This window comes from Streptomyces sp. NRRL S-244 (genome assembly GCF_000717915.1).
Taxonomy (GTDB): Bacteria; Actinomycetota; Actinomycetes; order Streptomycetales; family Streptomycetaceae; genus Streptomyces.
Genome location: NZ_JOCX01000016.1, coordinates 87,179 through 109,050, shown reverse-complemented (window position 1 = coordinate 109,050; position 21,872 = coordinate 87,179). Strand labels below are relative to the sequence as shown.

The following is a 21,872-nucleotide window of genomic DNA, read 5'->3' as shown; positions in this document are numbered from 1 at the left end:
GGGGGTAACTCATGACGGAGCGCGACATGTCCGACCTTGGCGCACCTGCGCACAGACCGTACCGAGTGGGGTACGCCCCAGGTGCGTACGATCTGTTCCATATCGGACATCTCAATATCCTTCGGCACGCCCGGAGTCAGTGCGACTACCTGGTCGCCGGGGTGGTCTCCGACGAGATGGCGGAACTGGCCAAGGGGCGTCGCCCGATGATCCCGCTCGTGGAGCGGCTGGAAATCGTCCGTAGCGTCCGATACGTGGACGCGGCGTTCGTCGAAACGGTCCCGGACAAGGTGGAGACCTGGAGGCAGGTCCGCTTCGACGTGATCTTCAAGGGCGACGACTGGCGGGGCACTCCCAAGGGCGACAAGCTGGAGAAGGACTTCGCCGCCGTCGGCGTCGACGTCGTCTACTTCCCCTACACGGTGCACACCTCCAGCACCCAGCTGCGCCGGGCCCTGGACGCGCTGTCCGAGCCGCTCAGCGCGGAACGGCGCTGAGCTCCCGGAACCACTTCGCGAGGAACGCCGCCAGGAACAGCACGGCGACCGCGCCGAGCCCCGCGTACGCCCAGCGGAACAGCCCTCCGCCCCCGAGCACGAGGAACACCAGGCAGAACACGCCGTAGTCCACCGGCAGCAGCGCCACCGCACGCACGGTCGAGGGCGCGGCGGCGGGGCTCCCCGGCGCCGGCTTCGGCTTGAGCTTCTCGGTCAGCAGCCCGCCGAAGAAGGTGACGACCGAGGCGAACTGGAAGCCCAGCGGCACCAGCAGCCAGCCGTCCCCGCCCGGCCCGCCCGTCCCGTACGCCTCGGGGAAGCGGTAGAACGCGATCAGCACGCAGCTGTGCAGGGCGGTCAGCTTGGCGCAGTCCACGACGTGGTCCAGCCACTCGCCCGCAGCGCTGCCGCCCCCGCGCAGCCGGGCCAGCTGCCCGTCGGCCGAGTCGAAGGCGAAGCCGACGGCGAGCGCGGCCCACACGGCGACGCCCAGCCCCCACGAGGGCGCGGCGAGCGCCACGGCGGCCACGGCGGCGAAGCTGAAGGCGGCGCTGACCAGCGTCACCTGGTTCGGGGTCAGCCCGAGCGCATACGACACGGCGGCCAGATACCGCCCCGCGGGCCGGTTGACGAACCGCGAATAGAGCGACACCCCCTTCGCCGACTTCTGCGCCCCGCGCAGCTCCCGCAGCGCGGTCCCCACTCTCGCCATGCGTACCCCTGATCCCTGCCGGTGTGGCACACGTGTACGGGTGCACGTGTGTACGAGGCCACATCATCGCAGGACGAGTGAGCTCTCCCGCTCCGGTTCGGCCGACCACCCGCCCCAGCCGGCCACCGGTGCGCCACCCGCCTCAGCCGACCACCCGCAGCAGCAGCACCGACCGGGCCGGCACCGTCAGCGTCTCCCCGCCCCGGTGCCGGGTGCCGGGCGGCGCGGCCTGGTCCTCCCGCGCGGTGTCCAGCACCAGCTCGTAGACCGCCGCCCACGGAGCGCCCGGCAGCACCCACGCCACCGGCCGGTCCCCGGCGTGCAGCAGGGCCAGGAAGCTGTCGTCGGCGACCTGCCGCCCCCGCTCGTCGCGGCCCGGAATGTCCCGCCCCGACAGGTACATGCCGAGCGCGGCGGCCGGGGCGTACCAGTCCCGCTCGGTCATCTCCGTGCCCGCCGGGGTGAACCAGGCCAGGTCCCGCAGCCCGTCCGCGCCCTGCGGCCGCCCCGAGAAGAAGGCCCGCCGGCGCAGCACCGGATGCTCCTGGCGCAGCGCCACCAGCCGCGCGGCCAGCGCGAACAGCTCCCGCCAGGCCGGATCCTCCAGCAGCGACCAGTCCACCCAGCCCGTCTCGTTGTCCTGGCAGTACGCGTTGTTGTTGCCGCCCTGCGTCCGCCCGAACTCGTCCCCGGCCACCAGCATCGGCACCCCGGTCGACAGCAGCAGCGTGGTCAGCAGATTGCGCAGCTGCCGCCGCCGCAGCACCCCGATCCGGGCATCGTCCGTCTCACCCTCCACCCCGCAGTTCCACGAGCGGTTGTCGTTGGTCCCGTCGCGGCCCGCCTCCCCGTTGGCCTCGTTGTGCTTGCGCTCGTACGACACCAGGTCGCGCAGGGTGAAGCCGTCGTGCGCCGTCACGAAGTTCACCGAGGCGTACGGTCGCCGCCCGCCCCACGCGTACAGGTCGCTGGAGCCCGACAATCGGTACCCGAGGTCCCGTACGTCGGGCAGCGCGCCCCGCCAGAAGTCCCGTACGGCATCGCGGTACCGGTCGTTCCACTCCGTCCACAGCGGCGGGAACGCCCCCACCTGGTAGCCGCCCGAGCCCACGTCCCAGGGCTCGGCGATCAGCTTGACCCGCCGCAGCACCGGGTCCTGGGCGATCACCGCGAGGAACGGCGACAGCATGTCCACGTCGTGCATCGAGCGGGCCAGTGCCGCCGCCAGGTCGAAGCGGAACCCGTCCACCCCCATCTCCGTCACCCAGTAGCGCAGCGAATCCGTGATGAGTCGCAGCACGTGCGGGCGCCCCGCGTGCAGGGTGTTTCCGCAGCCCGTGTAGTCGGCGTACCGGCGCTGGTCGGACTGGAGCCGGTAGTAGCCCCGGTTGTCGATCCCGCGCAGCGACAGCGTCGGGCCGAGCTCGCCCGCCTCCGCCGTGTGGTTGTAGACCACGTCGAGGATGACCTCGATCCCGGCCGCGTGCAGGGCCCGCACCATCCGCTTGAACTCGCCGACCTGCTGGCCGGCCGTACCGGACGAGGAGTAGCCGGCGTGCGGGGCGAAGTAGCCGATCGAGTTGTAGCCCCAGTGGTTGCGCAGGCCCCGGCGCAGCAGGTGGTCCTCGTGCGCGAACTGGTGCACCGGCAGCAGTTCGACCGCCGTCACGCCCAGCTTCACCAGGTGCTCCACCGCCGCGGGATGGGCCAGGCCCGCGTACGTGCCGCGCAGCTCCTCGGGAACACCCGGATGGCGCATCGTGAACCCGCGCACGTGCAGCTCGTAGATCACCGAATCGGCCCACGGGGTCTTCGGCCGGACGTCGTCCGCCCAGTCGTCGTCATCGTGGACGACGACCCCCTTGGGCACGTACGGCGCCGAGTCGCGGTCGTCGCGCACGGTGTCCGCGATGTACTGCTGCGGCCAGTCGCGGACGTGCCCGTACACCTCCGGCGGCAGCGCGAAGTCCCCGTCGACGGCCCGGGCGTACGGGTCCAGCAGCAGCTTGGCCGGATTGAACCGGGCCCCCGTCCAGGGGTCCCAGCGGCCGTGCACCCGGAACCCGTACCGCTGCCCGGGGCGCACCCCGGGCAGGAAGCCGTGCCAGATCTCGTGCGTCAGCTCGGTCAGCGCACACCGGGTCTCGGCGCCCTCCGCATCGAAGAGGCACACCTCCACCGCCTCCGCGCCCTGCGCCCACAGCGCGAAGTTGGTGCCCGCCGTCCCGTCCGGGCCGGTACGGAACCGCGCCCCCAGCGGGTGCGAGGACCCCGGCCACACCGGGGGCCCCGAGCGCGCGACGGCCCGTAAGGCCGACTCGCGACCCTGTACCAGCGGCCCGCTCCGCTGACCGTTGACATGCGGGGCGGGCGACTCCACTGAGGTCACTGAGGTCACTGACTCCATGGCGGCGGTATCCACCGCCTCTTGCTCGGCTGCGCTCGACACTGCCCGCCTCCACGGCTCCTGGGTACCGGCGGGGGAAGGCAGTGCGACCCCGGCGTCCCTGCCAGGGCCCGCCCCCGTCTGGTCCTTCCCACTGTTCTGCCCGGAGAGATCTGCCCGGAACGTGGCCCGCGCTCACGTTTCCCCCGGAGGGCCCGGTCGTTGGAGGGATCGTGACACTTCTGACGAGGCGGGCAGGGGCGGGCTTGGCCGCCGTGGCGGCATGGGCGGGCCTGCTGGGCGGCCTGGCCGGATGCACCGCGAGCGGCGGTTCCCCCGTCGAGATCCAGCTTCCCGGCAAGCCCCGGTCGCCCGACGAGGCCATCCGGATCACCCCCGAGGACAACGCCAAGGGGGTCCCGGCCGAGGGCCCGCTGACCGTCAGAGTGCCCGAGGGCCGCCTCGAACGGGTCGTGGTGACCAAGGTCGAGGACGCCCAGGAGGAGCGCGTGCCCGGCTCCATCGCCCCCGACGGCCTCAGCTGGAGCCCCGACACCGAGGGCGGCCGGCTCGCGCTCGCCGCCAAGTACACGGTGGACGCGGTCGCCCTCGACGGCCACAACCGCCGCCAGGCCCGGCACACCACCTTCACCACCTACGTCCCCGAGGAGCGGTTCATCGGCTACTTCAAGCCCGAGAACCGCTCCACCGTCGGCACCGGCATGATCGTCTCCTTCAACTTCAACCGGTCGATCGCGAACCGCGCCGACGTCGAGCGGGCCATCACCATCACCTCCAAGCCCCCGGTGCAGGTCGTCGGCCACTGGTTCGGCAAGGAGCGCCTCGACTTCCGGCCCAGGCAGTACTGGAAGCCCGGCACCGAGGTCACCATCACCATGAACCTGCGGGACGTGCAGGGCGCGCCCGGCTCGTACGGCATCCAGGACAAGTCCGTCACCTTCACGGTCGGCCGCTCCCAGATCTCCCTCGTGGACGCGGAGGCGCACACGATGGAGGTCCGACGCGAGGGGAAGCTGGTCCAGACCCTCCCGATCAGCGCCGGAGCGCCCAAGAACACCACCTACAACGGCAAGATGGTGGTGCTGGAGATGTTCGACGTGACCCGGATGAACGGCCAGACCGTCGGGTTCGGCGGCGAGTACGACATCCCCGACGTCCCGCACGCCATGCGGCTCACCACCTCCGGGACCTTCCTGCACGGGAACTACTGGGCCAGCCCCGACACCTTCGGCTCCACCAACACCAGCCACGGCTGCGTGGGGCTGCGTGACGACAAGGGCGGCGGTTCGGACACCCCGGCCGGCTGGTTCTTCGACCGGACCCTGGTCGGGGACGTGGTGGAGGTCGTGAACTCCCAGGACAAGACGGTCGCCCCGAACAACGGGCTGGGCGGATGGAACATGTCCTGGGCGGACTGGGTCGCGGGCTCCGCCATCACCTGACGTCCGCCGGACGCACCAGTCGAGTGATCGTCATACCGGAATGCCGTAGTCCGAGTGTGTCCTGCGTCCGACACGCCTGGTCCTGCGCTCAGCTTGCTCCAGCCGAGCGGCGCCGCAGCGCAGCAGCGCAGCAGCGCCAGGAGACGGACGGAGCGCCATGTCAGCAAGGAACTGGACCCTCGGGCTCGCGGTCGGAGCCGTTCTGGCCGTCGGTGCCTCCACGGCCCTCGCGGCGGGTCCCGGCGCGGGTCCCGGTGCGGACCGGTCTGCGCAGGGACGGGCACCGGCGCGGGCCGCCCTGCGCGCCCCGCTGCCGGACGGCCTCGGCCCCTGCGTCCCGGGCCGGTGCCCCGATCCGTTCCCGCCGGTCGACGTCGGCACCGTGGCCAGGGGCTACGACGACGCCGTCAACGTCTTCGTCGGCGGGGACTTCCGGGTCCGCGAACGCGCGGCCGAGGCCGAGGGCAAGGTCGTCGTCCTCGGCAGCTTCGACCAGGACAAGGACCCGCAGGCCGGCCAGGCCTACAACATCGGCATCGTCGGCGCCGGCTCCCTGGTGCAGCCCCCGCCCGGCTCCGACTTCCTCGCCGCCGGCCAGGACGTCCACATCGCCACCGGTGAGCGGCTGATCTCCGACGGCGGCGTGGTCCGGTACGCCGGCACCGCACCCGGCCCCGGCCGGGTCACCGGCACGCTGGTCAACGACACGGTCGCCGTGACCAAGTACGCCGGCCTGCGCGACCGGCTCACCGCCGCCAGCAAGTGCTACGCGCGGGTCGACGGGCAGCCCCGTACGGCCACCGGCACGGCCGTCAACGCCTCCGGGACCACGGTCTTCACCGGGGACGGCGTCTCGAAACTCCAGGTCTTCAACGTCGACTTCAACCTGGTGTCCGGGGGAAGAGGCGGCGGCGCGGGCGGCGCGATCGGCGTCCGCTTCGACCGGATCCCGGCGGACGCCACCGTCCTCGTCAACGTCCTCGGCACCAGCCGCACCATCAGCACCTACAGCGGCACCATCAGCGATACCCACAGCCCCTGGAACGCGCTGCGGACCCGGCTGCTGTGGAACTTCCCGGACGCCACGACCGTTCACCTCCAGGGCAGCGGCCAGTTCCAGGGCGCCGTGCTCATCGGCGAGCAGGCCTCACAGACCACGGTCACCCTGCCCGGCATGAACGGCCGCTTCTTCACCACCGGCACGCTCACCCACACCAGCGTCCACGGCCTCGGCGGCGGCCAGGAGCTCCACGCGTACCCCTTCAACGGCGATCTGCCCGACTGCGCCGTGACCCCGCCCGTACCCGTCACCGGATCGGTCTCCGTCCTCAAGCGGGACGAGAGCGGCAATCCGCTGGCCGAGGCGCACTTCGAGCTGTGGCGCGAGACCAACGGACAGACCGGCCTCCAGACGGACGGCGCAGGAGGCTCCCCGGACACGCTCGTCGAGAACACGTGCGTCACCGGAGCCGACGGCCGGTGCGGGCGGTTGGTGGAGCCCGGTACCTACCACTGGCGCGAGACCGTCGCCCCCGCGGGCTACGAACTGCCCGCGCAGCCGGTGACCACGGTGGTCCTCACCGGGGCGGACGTCACCACCGGTATCACGGCCACCGTCGTCAACGGCAAGGAGTACCGCGGGGTGCTGGAGGTCCTGAAGAAGGACGCCAAGACCAAGCGGCCGCTGCGCGGCGCGGTGTTCGAGGTCTGGAAGGAGAGCAACGGGACCGAGGGCCTGCAGGCCGCGGGCATCAACGCCGACGTCCTGGTCAAGGCGGGCTGCGCGACCGACGGCGGGGGCGTCTGCACCTTCGAGTACCTGGAGTCGGGCGCGTACTACCTGCGGGAGACGGACGTACCCGAGGGCTACGTGCTGCCGGACGACGGGGTGACCGGGCCGCTGCGCCTCGACGAGCAGACCCCCGGCCACACGCTGGTGGTGACGGTGGACAACCGGCGCGACGACCACGGCAAGGGCAAGGGCAAGGACGACGGGGGCAAGGGCCCGAGGAGGCCCGTATGACCGCAGGAGCACCCGTGCCCGTACCCGCGGTACGAGGCGCGGCCGCGGCCGTCCTGGCCGCCGCCGTACTCGCCCTGACGGCGCCGGCCCCGGCGCACGCGGCCCTGGCGGCCGCCCCCGAGCCCGCCTGTACCGCCGGCACCGGGCCCTACCAGCGCAAGCTGGAGGCCCACCTCGGGCGTCCCGTCGACGGGACGCAGTCCCCGGCCGACTGCGCGGCCGTCCGCGCCTTCCAGAGCGCCAACGGCATCACCCCCGCCGACGGTTACCCCGGCCTCGCCACCTACCGCACGATGGCCGCCGTGGCCGCCCGTGCCCGCCCCAACGCCGACGGCGCCTGCCCCGTCCGCACCGGCCGGGTGACCTGCGTGGACCTCGACCGGCAACTGCTGTGGGTCCAGCGCGGCAGCGGCGTCGTCTTCCCGCCCGTACCCGTCCGCACCGGCCGCGACGACCAGGAGACCCGCCCCGGCTGGCACGAGATCTACTGGCGCAGCAAGGACCACGAGTCCACGCTGTACGACAACGCCCCCATGCCGTACGCCCAGTTCTTCGACGGGGGCCAGGCCCTGCACGGCCGTCCCGGGGACCTCTACGCGCACGGCGGCTCGGCCGGCTGCGTCAACCTCTCCGTACCGGACGCCGAACGCCTGTGGAACCTGCTGGACGAGGGCGACGCCGTCTACGTCTGGGGCACCAAACCCGGTACCGAGGACTGAGCCCGCCCCGGTCCGCCGGGTGTTCCCTCCTCTTGGGACGGAACGGTGACAAGACCGTTTCTCTTCGTGATCCCCCCGTGTGATTTCCTGTCGACATGCGCGCGACTGTCCGCGCGCGGGGGACATGGGGAGAATAAGAGTGAACCTGCAGCCGATACGCGGCCGCGCCCGCCGCACCGGCCTGCCGGCCCTCCTGCTCGGAGCGGCACTGCTGCTCACCAGTGCGTGCAGCGGCGGCGGCAACACGGGTGGGGGAGGCGGCGACAACGGCGCCGGCGGAGGCGGCAAGAACGGCACCGAGGCGTCCAAGGCCGTGGTCAACGTCAAGCCGGACGATGGGGCCAAGGAGGTCGCCACGAGCGGCATCCTGAAGATAACCACCACCGGCGGCAAGCTCACCACGGTGACCGTCGCCGACACCAAGGGCAACGCCGTCGACGGCAAGCTCGCCGAGGACGGCGCGAGCTGGGAGCCCGCCCGCAACCTGGCCGCCGCCACCGAGTACAAGGTGCACGCCGTCGCCAAGGACGAGGCCGGCCGCGAGTCCGCCAAGGACACCACGTTCACCACTCTCACCCCGACCAACACCTTCGTCGGCCACTACACGCCCGAGGACGGCGAGACCGTCGGCGTGGGCATGCCGGTGTCGTTCAACTTCACCCGCGGCATCACCAACACCGAGGCCGTCGAGAAGGCCATCACGGTGACGGCAGAGCCGTCGGTCCCGGTCGAGGGCCACTGGTTCGGCAACGACCGCCTCGACTTCCGCCCCGAGAAGTACTGGGCGGCGGGCACCAAGGTCACCGTGAAGATCGCCCTCGACGGTGTCGAAGGCCGTCCCGGCGTCTACGGCAAGCAGACCCGTACGGTCACCTTCACCATCGGCCGCTCGCAGGTCTCCACGGTCGACGCGAGCGAGCACACGATGCAGGTCGTCCGTGACGGCCAGGTGCTCAAGGACCTCCCGATCACCGCGGGCGCCCCGTCGACGACCACGTACAACGGGCAGATGGTCATCAGCGAGAAGTACAAGGTGACCCGGATGAACGGCGCGACCGTCGGCTTCGGCGGCGAGTACGACATCTCGGACGTCCCGCACGCGATGCGCCTGTCGCAGTCGGGCACCTTCGTCCACGGCAACTACTGGGCCTCCTCGGGCACGTTCGGCTCCGAGAACGTCAGCCACGGCTGCGTGGGCCTCAAGGACGTCCGCGGCGCGGGTGACGGCAATCAGCCCGCCGCCTGGTTCTTCAACGAGTCGCTGATCGGCGACGTCGTCATCGTGAAGAACTCCAAGGACAAGCAGATCGCCCCGGACAACGGCCTCAACGGCTGGAACATGGACTGGGCGGAGTGGATCAAGTAGTCCTCCCCCGTACGTAGTCGAGTGGCCCGGTGCTGTGACCCACAGCACCGGGCCATTCCCCGTTAACCGCCGCTAACCTTCGCGTATGACCCTCTCTCTCGAAGTCTCCGAAGGCGTCGGCACCCTCCGCCTGGACCGGCCGCCCATGAACGCCCTGGACATCGCCACCCAGGACCGGCTGCGCGAGCTCGCGGTGGAGGCCACCGACCGGGCCGACGTACGCGCGGTGATCATCTACGGCGGCGAGAAGGTGTTCGCGGCCGGCGCGGACATCAAGGAGATGCAGACGATGGACCACGCGGCGATGATCGCCAGGTCCCGCGCGCTCCAGGACGCGTTCACCGCCGTGGCCCGGATCCCCAAGCCGGTCGTGGCCGCCGTCACCGGCTACGCCCTCGGCGGCGGTTGCGAGCTCGCGCTGTGCGCCGACTACCGGATCGCCGCCGACAACGCGAAGCTCGGCCAGCCCGAGATCCTGCTGGGCCTGATCCCGGGGGCCGGCGGCACCCAGCGGCTGTCCCGGCTGATCGGCCCGTCCAAGGCCAAGGACCTGATCTTCACCGGCCGCATGGTCAAGGCCGATGAGGCGCTCGCCCTCGGTCTCGTGGACCGGGTCGTGCCCGCCGCCGAGGTGTACGAGCAAGCGCACGCCTGGGCCGCCAAGCTGGCCCAGGGCCCGGCGATCGCGCTGCGCGCCGCCAAGGAGTGCGTGGACGCGGGCCTGGAGGCGGACATCGACACCGGCCTGACCATCGAACGCAACTGGTTCGCGGGCCTGTTCGCCACCGAGGACCGCGAGCGCGGCATGCGCAGCTTCGTCGAAGAGGGCCCGGGCAAGGCGAAGTTCGTCTAGCCGGAAAGCCGTTGGTCCTCCCTAGGGGTGGATTAGCCAGGCCTTAAGGGAGCCTTAAGGAGTGGTGGAGATCGACTGCGGGTGATCTTCCGGGAGCGGTGGGTCACCGCAGATCAGGGTGGTCCCACGGCTCTCCGGTTGCCCCGCGCATATGACGGAACGCCCCCTTGGAATCAATGATTCCGGGGGGTGTTTTCCTGCGGAACGGCCCGGGCGGGCGCATCGGCCGTCCATGATGGGTTCATGGCGGGCCTGGAGGGTGTGGAACAGCCGCGGCAGCGCAACAGCGCCGCCGCCGTACGGCTGACGGCGGCTCTTGAGGACGAACAGGGTCTCAAGGCACTGGAGTTGTACGGGAATCCGGCTGAGGCGGAAGTGATCCTGCCGTCCATGCCGGAGTCGGCGAGCAGGGCCCGCCGGCTCACCCAGTACGTGGTGATCCGTTTCTGGGGTTTCTCCCCGCAGGTGTCCGAGCACACCGTCCTGCTGGTCTCCGAGCTCGTCGGCAACGCGGTCCGGCACACGGGCGCCCGGTCCTTCGGCTTACGGATGCACCGGCGGCGCGGCTGGATCCGGGTCGAGGTGCGCGACCCCTCGCGCGGGCTGCCCTGCCTGATGCCGGTGCACGAGCTGGACACCACCGGGCGGGGGCTCTTCCTCGTCGACAAGCTCTCCGACCGCTGGGGCGCCGACCTGCTGCCGCGCGGCAAGATCACCTGGTTCGAGATGAGGGTGGCCGACCGCTGAGCGCCGACCGCCCCGCGCGGGCGCAGGCCCCCTGGAATGCCTGAAGCCCCCGGTCGCCGTGATGGGGCGTCGTGGGGGCTTCATGGATGCGCCGAGGATCGAAGGGGGTGTGATCCTCGGCGTGGCGACTTCGCTCGGGTCAATGGGGAAGCCGTGATTCCGACTATGGCAGACGGGCGACCAAACACCAAAAGTCCCAACCTGGACATAAGTGTGCAAATAGTAAGAGTTTCGGGATAAATCCTAGGTGAGGTGGGCCACTCGCCTCACAATCATTGAATGACTATCCATCGCTCCGTGTGATTCATTGATCGAATACCGGACACCCCCTCATCCGGGTGCACTCCGATGAAGGTCCCGAAATGGGTCAATCGTTATCTTCCATGGCATCCACCCCTTAAATGGGCAGGTGCTCTGCTACCCGGACCGCCGAACCGCCCTCCGCGCCGGAGCCGCGGCCGCCGTCGGCGCCCTCACCGCCGCCTGCGGCACCGGCGCCCGTACGCCCGCCGGCCCGCCCGCCCAGGCGCCCTCGGCGAAACCCGCCCCCGTCCGGGCCGCCGCCGCCCCGCGCCGGTTCCCCGGCCAGCCCGACGAGATCGCGCACGGTCCGCGCGACCGCCCCCTGGTCGCCCTCACCTTCCACGGCAACGGGGACCCCGCCATCGCCCGGGCCGTACTGGCCGAGGCCGAGAAGGCGGGCGCGCGGGTCACCGTACTGGCGATCGGCAGCTGGCTCGACGCCCACCCCGACATGGCCCGCCGGGTCCTCGACGGCGGCCACGAGCTCGGCAACCACACCCAGCGCCACCTCGCGATCAACGACATGCCCGAGGCGGAGGCCTACGCCGAGATCACCGGCTGCGCCCAGCGGCTGAAGCGGCTCACCGGCTCCATCGGCACCTGGTTCCGGCCCTCCCAGACCCAGTACGCCACCCCGCTCGTCAAGGAGCTGGCCCGGCGGGCGGGCTACCCGCACGTCCTCTCGTACGACGTGGACTCCCTCGACTTCACCTCGCCCGGTGCCGCGGCCGTCATCCGCACCGTCACCGGGACGATCCACGGCGGATCGGTGGTGAGCCTGCACTTCGGCTACGCGGACACGGTCGACGCGATGCCGCCCCTCCTCGAAGAACTCGCGCGCCGGAAGCTGCGCGCGGTGACCACCACGGAGCTGCTGACCTCATGACGACCACCCGCCTTCCCCGGAAGGCCACCGTGCTGCTGGCCGGTCTGGTCCTCGCCGCCCTGGCCGGCTGCGGAGCGGCCGACAAGGAGCCCGCCGAGGCGCTCGGCTCCGCGGCCCCGGCCAGGCAGCCCGTCAAGGCCGTCCCGGCCGTACCGCCCGGCCTGGCCGGCATGCCGCCGCTCCTCGACCCGAAGGACGTGTACGCGGCCGACCGGCCGAACAACCTCTCGCCGCTGGTGAAGGACTTCCCGTCGCGCGTCTACGTGCCGAACACCACCTCCAACACGGTGTCCGTCATCGACCCGAAGACGTACAAGGTCATCGACACCATCCCGGTCGGGATCCAGCCCCAGCACGTCGTCCCCTCCTGGGACATGAAGACCCTGTGGGTCAACAACAACCGCGGCCACACGCTCACCCCGATCAACCCGGCCACGGGCGAGGCGGGCGAGCCGGTCGAGGTGCACGACCCGTACAACCTGTACTTCACGCCGAACGGCAAGTACGCGGTCGTGATGGCGTCCATGGACCGCGAGCTGGTCTTCCGCGATCCGCACACGATGAACCGGGTCAAGACGGTCCCGGTGACCTGCTTCGGGGTCAACCACGCGGACTTCTCCGCCGACGGCCGGTACTTCATCGTGAGCTGCGAGTTCTCCGGCGAGCTCCTCAAGGTCGACACCGAGAAGATGGAGGTCGTCGGCCAGCAGAAGCTGCCGTACGAGGGCGCGATGCCGCAGGACGTGAAGGTCTCCCCGGACGGGAAGACCTTCTACGTCGCGGACATGATGGCGGACGGCATGTGGGTGCTCAGCGGGGACAAGTTCGACATCCCCAAGCTGCTGCCCACCGGGAAGGGCACGCACGGCCTGTACGTGAGCCGCGACTCCAGGGAGATGTACATCTCCAACCGGGGCGAGGGAAGCATCTCCGTCTTCGACTTCAGGCAGAACAAGCTCACGAAGAAGTGGGAGCTGCCGGAGGGCGGCAGCCCGGACATGGGCGGCGTCTCCGCGGACGGCAAGGTGCTGTGGCTGTCGGGGCGCTACAACTCCGAGGTCTACGCGATCGACACGGCGACCGGTCAGCAGCTCGCCAAGATCCGGGTGGGCGGCGGCCCGCACGGCCTGGCCGTCTACCCGCAGCCGGGCCGCTACTCCCTCGGCCACACGGGGATCTTCCGCTAGGCAAGGCCCCCGGACGGGGCGGGGGGTGACTGCCGCTACCCTTGGCCGGTCAACAAGCACCGAGAAGGGGTGGATCCCAGTGGCTGACATCGAGAGCGCGCGGGCGACGTTCGGCAAGTTCGACGCGGACGGTGACGGCTTCGTCACGGCGGACGAGTACAGCGCGGCCATGAAGGCGATGGGCGACGCGTTCGTCACCGGCGCCGTCGCGGATGCCGTGATCGCCGCCAAGGACGCGAACGGCGACGGCCGCATGAGCTTCGACGAGTTCTGGGCCGCCCTGAACAAGTAAGCCAGCCCTTGCGAGAGCCCCCGCACCGCCCGCCTGCCGGGCGGGCGGGGGCTCTGCCTTGGTCAGGCCATGTCCTCGACCTCGGCCAGGGCCTCCTCCAGCCAGCGCAGCCAGAACGTCTCCAGACCGGTGCCGCCGTGCAGGACGAGCCGCCGCAGCCGGTCCTCGTCGGAGTCCCGCCCCGGCGGGAAGTCCCTCTCCTCGATGGCCTCGTAGACCGCCAGCTGCCGCCGGTGCAGCTCCAGATGGCGCCGCAGCTCCGCGGCCAGCCCGTGCGGCCCCACCACGGCGGCCGCCCGGATCCGCAGCAGCAGCGGATCCCGGATGGCCTTCGGGTCCTGGCTCTCGCCGACCCACCGGGCCAGCTCCGCGCTGCCGGCGTCCAGGACCTCGTACTGCTTCTTCTGCCCCCGTACGGGCACCTCGCTGGGCAGCGCCCGGATCAGCCCGGCCTCCTCCAGCCGGCCGAGCTCGCGGTAGATCTGCTGATGCGTCGCGGACCAGAAGTACCCGATCGACTTGTCGAACCGCCGCGTCAGCTCCAGCCCCGACGAGGGCTTCTCCATCAGGGCGGTGAGGATGGCGTGCGGCAGCGACATGCCGCCATCCTAGGGATGCCGCTCCTCAGCGCCAGGCGGACAGGGCTTCCGGGGTTTTCGGGCCCGGGTCCTGGGGTGCCAGCAGGGCGTGGGCGCGGAGGAAGGACGCCACCGCCGGGGACCAGGCCTGGCGCAGTCCCGCCGCGGCCAGGAGCTCCGGGTCCGACAGGAGGGTCTGCGCCGGGCCCGTGCGGATGCCCGACGGGGTCAGGACCGCCGCGTCGTCGGCCCAGCGGACCGCCAGGTCGACGTCGTGCGTGGCCATCACCACCGTGGTGCCGGCCGCGCGCAGCCTCGCCAGGACGTCCAGCAGGCGCTCCTGTCCGTCCGGGTCCAGGCCGGCCGTCGGCTCGTCCAGGATCAGCACCCGCGGAGCCATCGCCACCGCCCCCGCGATCGCCGCGCGCTTGCGCTGGCCGTACGAGAGCAGGTGCGTCGGGCGGTCCCGCAGCGCCGTGATGTCCAGCGCGGCGAGCGCCGAGTCCACCCGGGCGCGGACCTCGTCCGCCGGCAGCCCCAGGTTCATCGGGCCGAACGACACGTCCTGCTCCACCGAGGCCGCGAACAGCTGGTCGTCCGGGTCCTGGACCACCAGCTGCACCGCCGTGCGCAGACGGGTCAGCCCCGCCCGGTCGTACGAGACCGCCGTGCCGTCGAGGAGCAGCGACCCCGAGCCGGGCCGCAGGCCCCCGCTCAGCAGCCGCATCAGCGTGGTCTTCCCGCTGCCGTTGCGGCCCAGCAGGACCAGCGCCCGGCCCTCGGCGATGGCGAAGTCCACGTCGGCGAGGACCGTCGGGCCGTCCTCGTACGCGTAGCCGGCGCCGGCCAGTTCCACCAGCGGGTTCAACCGGTCCAACGGGTTCACAAGTACAGCCCCTTCAGGGTGAGGGTCAGGGTGATCAGGGCCGCCAGCAGGGCCCCCGACGCCGCCAGGAAACGCCACGACAGGGCCGCCTGCGGTACGAGGACCCGCAGCGCGCCGTCGTAGCCGCGCCCGGCCAGGCCCTCCTGGAGCCGTGCCGCGCGATCGAAGGCCCGTACGAAGGAGGTGGCGGCGAGCCCGGCCAGCGAACGCCACACCGCCGCCCGCCCGGACTGGCCGAGCCGGGCCGCCTGGGCGCGCCGGACCTGGGCCATCGAGTCCAGCAGCAGGAAGCCGATGCGGTACATGACCAGGGCCACGTCCACCACCGGGGCCGGTACCCCGGCCCGGACCAGCCGGGGCAGGACGTCCGAGACGGGCGTGGTGAACGCGAACAGCAGCACCCCGAGGGAGGCCGCCGAGGTCCGCAGCAGCAGCTCGGCGGCGTGCCGGGGGCCGTCGGGCGCCAGCGAGACGAACCCGGCCGGGCCGCCGACGGCGACGAGCAGCGGCAGCGCGCCGGTGAAGCAGAAGCCCAGCGGGATCCGGAAGGCCCGCCACAGCTGACGCCCGGCCACGCCCGCCGGGCCGAGGAGCACGGCCAGCGTGGCGGCGGCGACCAGCGGCCCGCCGGGCCAGGGCGGCAGGCAGACGGCGGTGACCGTCAGCCCGAGCCCCAGCAGGGCCTTCTCCAGGGGATGGCGGCGGCGCCACCGACTGCCGTGCGCCGCCACGTCGATCGGCAGCACCGCCTACGACTCCGCGGCGGCGGGGTCCGAGGCGGCGCCCGCGGTACTCGCGGCAGCGGCACTCGCGGCGGCCGCGGCCTGGCGGCGGCCCTTGCGGACGCCGAAGTAGTACGCGAGCACGCCCGCGCCCAGTGCCGCCTGGAGGGCGAACAGCGCCGACTCCACCTCCCCGGAGGGCGGTTCGTACAGCGGCGAGAACCACGGTTCGTAGTCCGGCTTCAGCTCGCTGATCGCCGTCTCCGCCTGCGCGTCGGCGCCCGTGAACGGCTCCTCCTTGCCCTCGCCCATCCCCAGCGCGATCGGCAGTACGGCCAGCGCCGCCACCAGGAGCAGCAGCAGGCCGTTGATCTTCGCGTTCCGGCTCATCAGACCGTCGCCTCCTGTCCGCTGCTCCCACTGCGCCCACCGCGCCCGCTGAGCTTCGCCACGCCCAGCCGGACCAGGTCCGACTTGCTCGACTGCATCAGCAGCCGCATCACGAGCACCGTCAGCAGCCCCTCGCTCACCGCGAGCGGGATCTGGGTCACCGCGAAGATGCCCCCGAACTTCGCGAGGGCGCCCGGGATCCCGGTACCCGGGTCCGGGAAGGCCAGCGCCAGCTGCACGGAGGTCACGCAGTAGGTGACCAGGTCGGCGAAGAAGGCGCCGAAGAAGACGGTCACCATCAGCGGGACGCCGAAGCGCTTCAGCAGCAGGTAGACCCCGTACCCCGCCCAGGGCCCGGCGATCGCCATCGAGAAGACGTTCGCGCCGAGGGTGGTCAGCCCGCCGTGCGCCAGCAGCAGCGCCTGGAAGAGCAGGGTGATCGTGCCGAGCACCGCCATGATCGGCGGCCGGAACAGGATCGCCCCGAGCCCGGTCCCGGTGGGGTGCGAGCAACTGCCCGTCACCGACGGGATCTTCAAGGCGGACAGGACGAAAGTGAACGCTCCGGACGCCCCGAGCAGCAGCGTGCTCTCCGGGTTCGCCTTCACCTCGCGGGTGAGGGCGCGGACACCGTGGACGACGAACGGAGCGGACGCGGCGCCCCAGGCGACCGCGTGCAAAGGGGGCAGGAACCCCTCGGCTATATGCATGAGTGGGGAGACCTCTCCAGCACCTCGTGGATGGACAACGCGCCCCGGCCGGTCTCCTGGCTCACGGGTGCTGATGCCCTGGCTCCGCCTTCCCGGGCGGTGCGGAACCTCCCGCGCCGCCCAGTGGCCTCCCGCAGGATGGAGCCGGACTTCCCGTTCACAGTGGCGAGGGCCGCACCGGTTCTCCACCGGTTTCCCGAACACCAAGGCCCGATGACCCTAGTCGGACGGACGGACCGGCACCAACCCGGCCCGAACGGGTGCGTTCGGCCGGCGGCCCGGCCCCGGCCCCGGCCCCGGCCGCCACCGCGCAGCGCGCGGCCCGCCTACGCCGGTACGTCGGCCAGCGCCGACTCCAATAGCGCCAGCAGGGGTTGGGCGTTCATGCGGCGGCAGCCGGCCAGTGCCTCCTCCAGCAGGGCGCGGGCCGCCGGCGCGTCCCCGGACGCCAGCAGCGCCCGGGCCAGCGGCGCCGCCGCCAGTGCGCGTACGAGGCTCTGGCCCGAGCGGCGGCCCAGTCCGTCCGCCGAACGCAGCTGGCGCAGCGCCTGCGCCGTGTCCCCGCGGGCCAGGGCGATCCGGCCCAGCCCGATCCGGGCCGCGCTCTGCCCGGCGAGGTCCCCCGAGCCCTCCGTGTGGGCGAGGACCTCGCGGAAGCCGGCCGCCGCCTCGTCCAGGTGCCCCCGCATCCGCTGCGCGTCCGCGACCCAGCGCAGCATGCACATCCGGGGCCAGGCCGCGCCGCCCAGCTCCGCCACGGCCAGGGCCTCCCGCAGCAGTTCCAGGGCGCGCGCGCTCTCGCCGCGCGCGAGGAGCACCTGGCCGATGCCGCGCAGCGAATGCGCCTGGCCGTAGCGGTCGCCGGCCGCCTCGAAGACGGCCGCCCCGTTGCGGCAGCGGCGCAGCGCCTCCTCGTGCCGGCCCTGGATCCGGTCCAGGTACGAGAGCACCCAGCCCGCGTACGCCGCCCCGTGCGCGTCCCCGAGCTGCCGGAACAGGGCCTCGCCGGCCGTCAGGATGTCCCGGGCCGGCCCCCATTCCTCACGGCAGGCGCGCAGCCGGCCGAGCCCGACCAGCAGCACCGCCTCGCCGGTCCGGTCGCCCGCGGCCCGCGCCGCGGCGAGCCCCGCCTCCTGGACCGCCTGCCACCCGGCCAGGTCGCTGCGCAGGTCGAACACGTACTCCCCGGCCGCCGCGAGCTCCCGGCAGGCGTACGGATCCACCCGCGCGGCCTGCCGTACGGTCGCCACCAGCGCGTCCCGCTCGGCCCCCAGCCAGCGCACCGGATCGGCCCGCACCCCGGCGAGCAGGGCCGGGTCGGGGCGGTGGTCGGGGGCGCGGTCCGCCGGCCGTGCCGCGCCGAGCCCGGGGTAGTCCAGGCCCTGGTGGGCGCGGCGGCCCTCCCGTACGAGGGCCACCCAGCAGGCCAGCACCCGGCGCAGCACCGGCTCCGCGCGGGTGGCGGCGGGACCGGCGAGCTCCCGGCCGAAGGCGCGGACGAGGTCGTGCATGCGGTAGCGCAGCCCGCCCGCCTCGTCCCGGCCGGCCACCTCCAGCAGGTGGGCTGCGGTGAGGGCGTCGAGGGCCTGCTCGGCGGTGGCCGGCGGGCGGTCGAGGACGGCCGCCGCCGTCCAGGCCGCGCAGTCGGGGGCGTCGAGCAGCGCCAGCCCGCGCAGGAGGGTGCGGGCGTCGCCGGGCAGCGCGCGGTAGCTGAGCCGCAGGCCGGCCCGTACCCCGTCGAGCACGTCGAGCCGGGCCCGCTCGTCTTCCAAACGCGCGGCGAGCGGGGCGAGTTCCCGGTGGGGGAGCGCGGCCAGCTCGGCGCCGACGATCCGCAGTGCGAGCGGCAGCCGCCCGCACAGCCGCACCAGTTCCCGGGCGGCGGCGGCCTCGGCGGCGACCCGCTCGGGCCCGGCGATCCGGCCGAGCAGGGCGAGGGCGCCGGCCTCGTCGAGCAGCGGGAGCGTGAGGGCGGTCGTCGTCCGGTCGGGTGCGGGGAGCCGGCGGCGGCTGGTGACGAGCACGGCGCAGCCTTGCGCCGCCGGCCCCGGCAGCAGGGCCCGGACCTGGGCCTCGGTCGCCGCGTTGTCCAGGACCACGAGGACCCGCCGGTCCGCGACCAGGCTGCGGTAGAGCGCCCCGCGCTCACCCGGATCGGCGGGCACGGCGGCCCCGTCGACGCCGAGCCCGCGCAGGAACCCCGCGAGGACCTCGGCGGGATCGGCGGCGGCGGCCGGATCGGCGCCGCGCAGGTCGACGTACAGCTGCCCGTCGGGGAACCCGGCGCTCAGGCCGTGCGCCACGCGCAGCGCGAGCGCGGTCTTCCCGACCCCGGCCGGCCCGCCGACCACCCCCACCCCGCCCCGCCGAACCACCTGACACAGCAGCTCGACCTCCCGCTCGCGCCCGACGAACGCCCCGCCGCCATCGGGCAACTGGGCAGGGCGGGGGCCGCCTCCGCCGAGGCCCCCGCCCTCCGCCGGGCGAAGCGCCGGTGCCGGGGCCGGCGCCGGAGCCGCGGCCGGCAGCGCAGCCGGCCCGCGCAGTGCATCCGCGTCGGCGAGGAGCGCCGCGTGCAGGGCGCGCAGTTCCGGGCCGGGGTCCAGGCCCGTCTCGTCGGCGAGCCGGATGCGGGCCCGGGCGTACGCGTCGAGGGCCTCGCCGCGGCGGCCCGCGCGGTACAGGGCCAGCAGGTGCAGCTCCACCAGCCGCTCCCGCAAGGGGTGTTCGGCGCTGAGCGCGGCCAGTTCACCGCACACCTCCGCATGCCGGCCGAGCTCCAGGTCGGCGGCCAGCGCCTGTTCGACGCAGTTCAGCCGGGCCTGCGCCAACCGGGCCGTCGCCGACTCGAAGACGCGCCCCCGAAGCCCGCCCAGCGCAAGGGGGCCCCGCCACAGGTCCAGCGCCTCGCTCAGGAGGGCGCGCCTTCGCGCCGGCCCCTGCGCCGAGTCGGCCGCTCGCCGCAGCCGCGCGAACTCCCGTACGTCCAGCAGTGCTTGTCCCGGCTCCAGCAGGAATCCCGCGTCCGTCCGGGCCACCGGGAGGCCGAGGCGCCGCAGCGCCGCCGCCACGTTCTGCAGCTGTTCCCGCGCCGTGGCCGGCGGGTCGTCCCACACCGCCGCCGCCAGTCCGGACGACGGGACCACGCGCCCCGCCTCCAGCAGCAGCGCTGCCAGCACCCTGCGGTTGCGCGGTCCGCCGATCGCCAACGGGCGGCCGTCCATGCTCGCTTCGACCGGCCCGAGCAGCGTGAAAGCGAGGGCCATGGGCACTCCGAGGGCGGACGGATGGGCCGCGGATGGGCCGTCGGTGGGCGCCGATCGTAACGTCTGGCCACCCGGTCGGAGCAGGGGTCGCTCCCCTTCCGCTTCCGCGTCTTCGGCCGCCTCCCCACCGATTCGAGAGGACATCCCCCATGCGTACCCGCACGCGCACCGCCTCCCGGGGCGCCGCGCTGCTGACCGTCGCGCTCCTCGGCCTGGCCGGCCTGACCGCGCCTCCCGCCGAGGCGGCCCCCGTCGGCCCCACCGTCGCCGTCGCGATGGGCGACAGCTTCATCTCCGGCGAGGGCGGCCGCTGGCTCGGCAACACCGACCGCTACGACGGCAGCCGCAGCGGCACCGACCGCGCCTGGACCGGTGGTTCGAAGTACGACCCGGGCAAGGTCTACGCAAGCACCGGCGCGGTCGGCGGCTGCCACCGCTCCGACGTCTCGGAGATCGCCACCGCCCCGCTGCCCGGCATCGACGAGCGCGTCAACCTCGCCTGTTCCGGAGCCGAGACCGTCAACGTCCTGAGCGCCGCCGCGGGCGGGCGGCCGTACCAGGGCGAGGCCCCGCAGACCGACCGGCTCGCCGCCCTCGCCCGCGCCAAGCGGGTCAAGGTGATCGCCCTGTCCATCGGCGGGAACGACCTCGGCTTCGGCACGATCATCGGCGACTGCGCGTACGACTGGTACTTCAAGCGGCTGTGCTGGAAGACGCAGGCCCCGGTCGTCGAGCAGAAGCTGCCGGGCGTGCGGGCCAAGGTCACGGCGGTGGTCGACGACATACGGGCCACCATGCGGGCGGCCGGCTACGCGGACGGGGACTACCGGCTGGTCCTGCAGTCCTACCCGTCGCCCATCCCGGGCGGGGAGTCCTTCCGGCTGTCGCAGAACGACTCCGACCGCATGTTCAAGGACGGCTGCCCCTTCAACGACCGCGACGCGACCTGGGCGGCCTACACGCTCGTCCCGCAGATCAGCGACATGGTCAAGGCGGTGGCCGGGGCCCGCGGCACCGACTACATGGACCTGCGCGACGCGCTGGCCGGGCACGAGGTGTGCTCGCTCGGCACGGAGCAGGTGGGCCAGAGGGGCCCGGACGCGCGCCAGGACGAGTGGTTCCGCTTCCTGGACTACGTGAACACGCAAGGCACGCTGGAGGAGTCCATGCACCCGAACGCCCACGGGCAGCGGGCGCTGGCCGCCTGCCTCGGGCTGGTGGGCGCGGCCGCGCCGGGCCGGTACGCGTGCACGCAGGACTGGTTCGGCAACGGGGACCCGAGCCACATGCGGATCCGCCCGGCGGGCTGACCCCGCGGAGCGGGGCGGGCGGGCACCCGGCGGCGCCCGCCCACCCCTCGCTCCTGCCTCTATCGGCACACGTTGCGGTGTGCGACGTCCAGCACGAACCGTTCGGGCGCGTGCAGCTTGAAGGAGCTGACGGAGGGCTTGGCGCCGAAGGCGGCGCCGAAGGTCACGTACCCCTCGAAGTCGCCGGTCAGGGCCAGGCCCTTCAGCTGCGGCAGGTGGATCTTGACCAGCTTCGGCCCGCGGTACGTGCTGTCGCCCGCGCGGTTGTGCGCCGCGGCGGGATGCAGCCGGATCTCCAGGAAGTACTTCCCGGCCAGCGGGACGGGTGCGCCGGACCCGTCGTGGACCAGCCGGGGGACGCGGGTGACGGTGGCCCGGGGAACGTATCCCCGCAGGTCGATGACGATGCGGTCGTACGTGCAGTGCCCGCCCCAGCGGGCGTTCACGACGAGCGGCGTGGGCCGGACGGCGGCCGAGGCAGGAGCGGCGAGGGTGATCCCGGCGGTGAGCAGCGCACCTGTGGCGAGGGCCACGAGCTGCCGGCGGCGGAGGTGGTTCATGACGTCCCCCTGGTTC

General features: G+C 72.9%; 20 protein-coding genes and 1 riboswitch. Of the genes, 11 read left to right on the top strand and 9 right to left on the bottom strand.

The features are described 5' to 3' along the window. Window positions 1–26: 26 nt before the first annotated feature. The gene (locus IF02_RS0121205; protein ID WP_030159223.1) at window positions 27–497 is read left to right on the top strand and encodes an adenylyltransferase/cytidyltransferase family protein; all 471 of its coding nucleotides are present in this window, start codon (window positions 27–29) and stop codon (window positions 495–497) included. Here the strand turns inward: IF02_RS0121205 and IF02_RS0121200 are convergent. Both IF02_RS0121200 and glgX read right to left on the bottom strand, forming a co-directional pair. Beyond that, window positions 478–1,209 (bottom strand): CDP-alcohol phosphatidyltransferase family protein, encoded by a 732-nt coding sequence (locus IF02_RS0121200; RefSeq protein ID WP_030159221.1) that lies wholly within the window; start codon window positions 1,207–1,209, stop codon window positions 478–480. The two genes, IF02_RS0121205 and IF02_RS0121200, sit on opposite strands and share 20 nt — an antisense overlap. 142 nt (window positions 1,210–1,351) lie before the next feature. After that, complete coding sequence (gene glgX, locus IF02_RS0121195) at window positions 1,352–3,658, bottom strand: glycogen debranching protein GlgX (RefSeq protein ID WP_030159219.1); 2,307 nt, start codon at window positions 3,656–3,658, stop codon at window positions 1,352–1,354. 179 nt (window positions 3,659–3,837) lie between these two features. Between glgX and IF02_RS0121190 the strand changes: the two genes are divergently transcribed. The 9 genes from IF02_RS0121190 to IF02_RS0121145 all read left to right on the top strand — a co-directional run bounded on the left by IF02_RS0121190 (window position 3,838) and on the right by IF02_RS0121145 (window position 13,434). Continuing rightward, window positions 3,838–5,058 carry a L,D-transpeptidase gene (locus tag IF02_RS0121190; RefSeq protein WP_030159217.1) on the top strand — a complete coding sequence of 407 codons (1,221 nt, stop codon included), beginning with the start codon at window positions 3,838–3,840 and terminating at the stop codon, window positions 5,056–5,058. A 157-nt stretch (window positions 5,059–5,215) separates the two neighbouring features. After that, a complete protein-coding gene (locus tag IF02_RS32570) occupies window positions 5,216–7,081 on the top strand; it encodes a choice-of-anchor A family protein (protein ID WP_051696416.1) in 1,866 nt (621 codons plus the stop codon). Beyond that, window positions 7,078–7,800: a L,D-transpeptidase family protein gene (locus IF02_RS0121175; RefSeq protein ID WP_051696415.1), complete on the top strand. Its 723-nt coding sequence runs from the start codon at window positions 7,078–7,080 to the stop codon at window positions 7,798–7,800. Before IF02_RS32570 ends, IF02_RS0121175 begins: the two co-directional genes overlap by 4 nt. Window positions 7,801–7,945: 145 nt before the next feature. Next, window positions 7,946–9,166 (top strand): L,D-transpeptidase, encoded by a 1,221-nt coding sequence (locus tag IF02_RS0121170; protein ID WP_106977333.1) that lies wholly within the window; start codon window positions 7,946–7,948, stop codon window positions 9,164–9,166. A gap of 85 nt (window positions 9,167–9,251) precedes the next feature. Then, entirely contained in the window at window positions 9,252–10,019 is a 768-nt protein-coding gene (locus tag IF02_RS0121165; protein WP_030159210.1) for an enoyl-CoA hydratase/isomerase family protein, read from the top strand. 243 nt (window positions 10,020–10,262) lie between these two features. Continuing rightward, window positions 10,263–10,766: an ATP-binding protein gene (locus tag IF02_RS0121160; RefSeq protein WP_030159208.1), complete on the top strand. Its 504-nt coding sequence runs from the start codon at window positions 10,263–10,265 to the stop codon at window positions 10,764–10,766. 409 nt (window positions 10,767–11,175) lie between these two features. Next, window positions 11,176–11,955, top strand: a complete 780-nt coding sequence (locus tag IF02_RS0121155; protein ID WP_030159207.1) for a polysaccharide deacetylase family protein — start codon at window positions 11,176–11,178, stop codon at window positions 11,953–11,955. Then, a complete protein-coding gene (locus IF02_RS0121150) occupies window positions 11,952–13,142 on the top strand; it encodes a YncE family protein (RefSeq protein ID WP_030159205.1) in 1,191 nt (396 codons plus the stop codon). Before IF02_RS0121155 ends, IF02_RS0121150 begins: the two co-directional genes overlap by 4 nt. A gap of 79 nt (window positions 13,143–13,221) precedes the next feature. After that, the gene (locus IF02_RS0121145) at window positions 13,222–13,434 is read left to right on the top strand and encodes an EF-hand domain-containing protein (RefSeq protein ID WP_030159204.1); all 213 of its coding nucleotides are present in this window, start codon (window positions 13,222–13,224) and stop codon (window positions 13,432–13,434) included. Window positions 13,435–13,496: 62 nt separating this feature from the next. Here IF02_RS0121145 and IF02_RS0121140 read toward each other — a convergent pair whose 3' ends face one another. The 6 genes from IF02_RS0121140 to IF02_RS35950 all read right to left on the bottom strand — a co-directional run bounded on the left by IF02_RS0121140 (window position 13,497) and on the right by IF02_RS35950 (window position 19,986). Further along, complete coding sequence (locus IF02_RS0121140; protein WP_030159202.1) at window positions 13,497–14,033, bottom strand: PadR family transcriptional regulator; 537 nt, start codon at window positions 14,031–14,033, stop codon at window positions 13,497–13,499. A 25-nt stretch (window positions 14,034–14,058) separates the two neighbouring features. After that, window positions 14,059–14,898 carry an energy-coupling factor ABC transporter ATP-binding protein gene (locus IF02_RS0121135; RefSeq protein WP_037836798.1) on the bottom strand — a complete coding sequence of 280 codons (840 nt, stop codon included), beginning with the start codon at window positions 14,896–14,898 and terminating at the stop codon, window positions 14,059–14,061. Next, entirely contained in the window at window positions 14,895–15,644 is a 750-nt protein-coding gene (cbiQ, locus tag IF02_RS0121130) for a cobalt ECF transporter T component CbiQ (protein ID WP_030159199.1), read from the bottom strand. Before cbiQ ends, IF02_RS0121135 begins: the two co-directional genes overlap by 4 nt. 3 nt (window positions 15,645–15,647) lie before the next feature. Further along, window positions 15,648–16,010 (bottom strand): energy-coupling factor ABC transporter substrate-binding protein, encoded by a 363-nt coding sequence (locus IF02_RS0121125; RefSeq protein WP_030159197.1) that lies wholly within the window; start codon window positions 16,008–16,010, stop codon window positions 15,648–15,650. Further along, on the bottom strand, window positions 16,010–16,720 hold the full coding sequence (locus IF02_RS0121120) for an energy-coupling factor ABC transporter permease (RefSeq protein WP_030159195.1): 711 nt from the start codon (window positions 16,718–16,720) through the stop codon (window positions 16,010–16,012). Before IF02_RS0121120 ends, IF02_RS0121125 begins: the two co-directional genes overlap by 1 nt. A gap of 28 nt (window positions 16,721–16,748) precedes the next feature. Next, window positions 16,749–16,943, bottom strand: a riboswitch (cobalamin riboswitch). Between the two features lie 103 nt (window positions 16,944–17,046). Further along, window positions 17,047–19,986, bottom strand: a complete 2,940-nt coding sequence (locus IF02_RS35950; protein WP_051696414.1) for an AfsR/SARP family transcriptional regulator — start codon at window positions 19,984–19,986, stop codon at window positions 17,047–17,049. A 149-nt stretch (window positions 19,987–20,135) separates the two neighbouring features. Between IF02_RS35950 and IF02_RS0121110 the strand changes: the two genes are divergently transcribed. Then, entirely contained in the window at window positions 20,136–21,296 is a 1,161-nt protein-coding gene (locus IF02_RS0121110; RefSeq protein WP_051696413.1) for an SGNH/GDSL hydrolase family protein, read from the top strand. A gap of 59 nt (window positions 21,297–21,355) precedes the next feature. Here the strand turns inward: IF02_RS0121110 and IF02_RS0121105 are convergent, their stop codons facing one another. Beyond that, window positions 21,356–21,856, bottom strand: coding sequence for an AMIN-like domain-containing (lipo)protein (locus IF02_RS0121105; RefSeq protein ID WP_030159190.1), 501 nt, complete (start codon window positions 21,854–21,856; stop codon window positions 21,356–21,358). Between the last annotated feature and the right edge of the window lie 16 nt (window positions 21,857–21,872).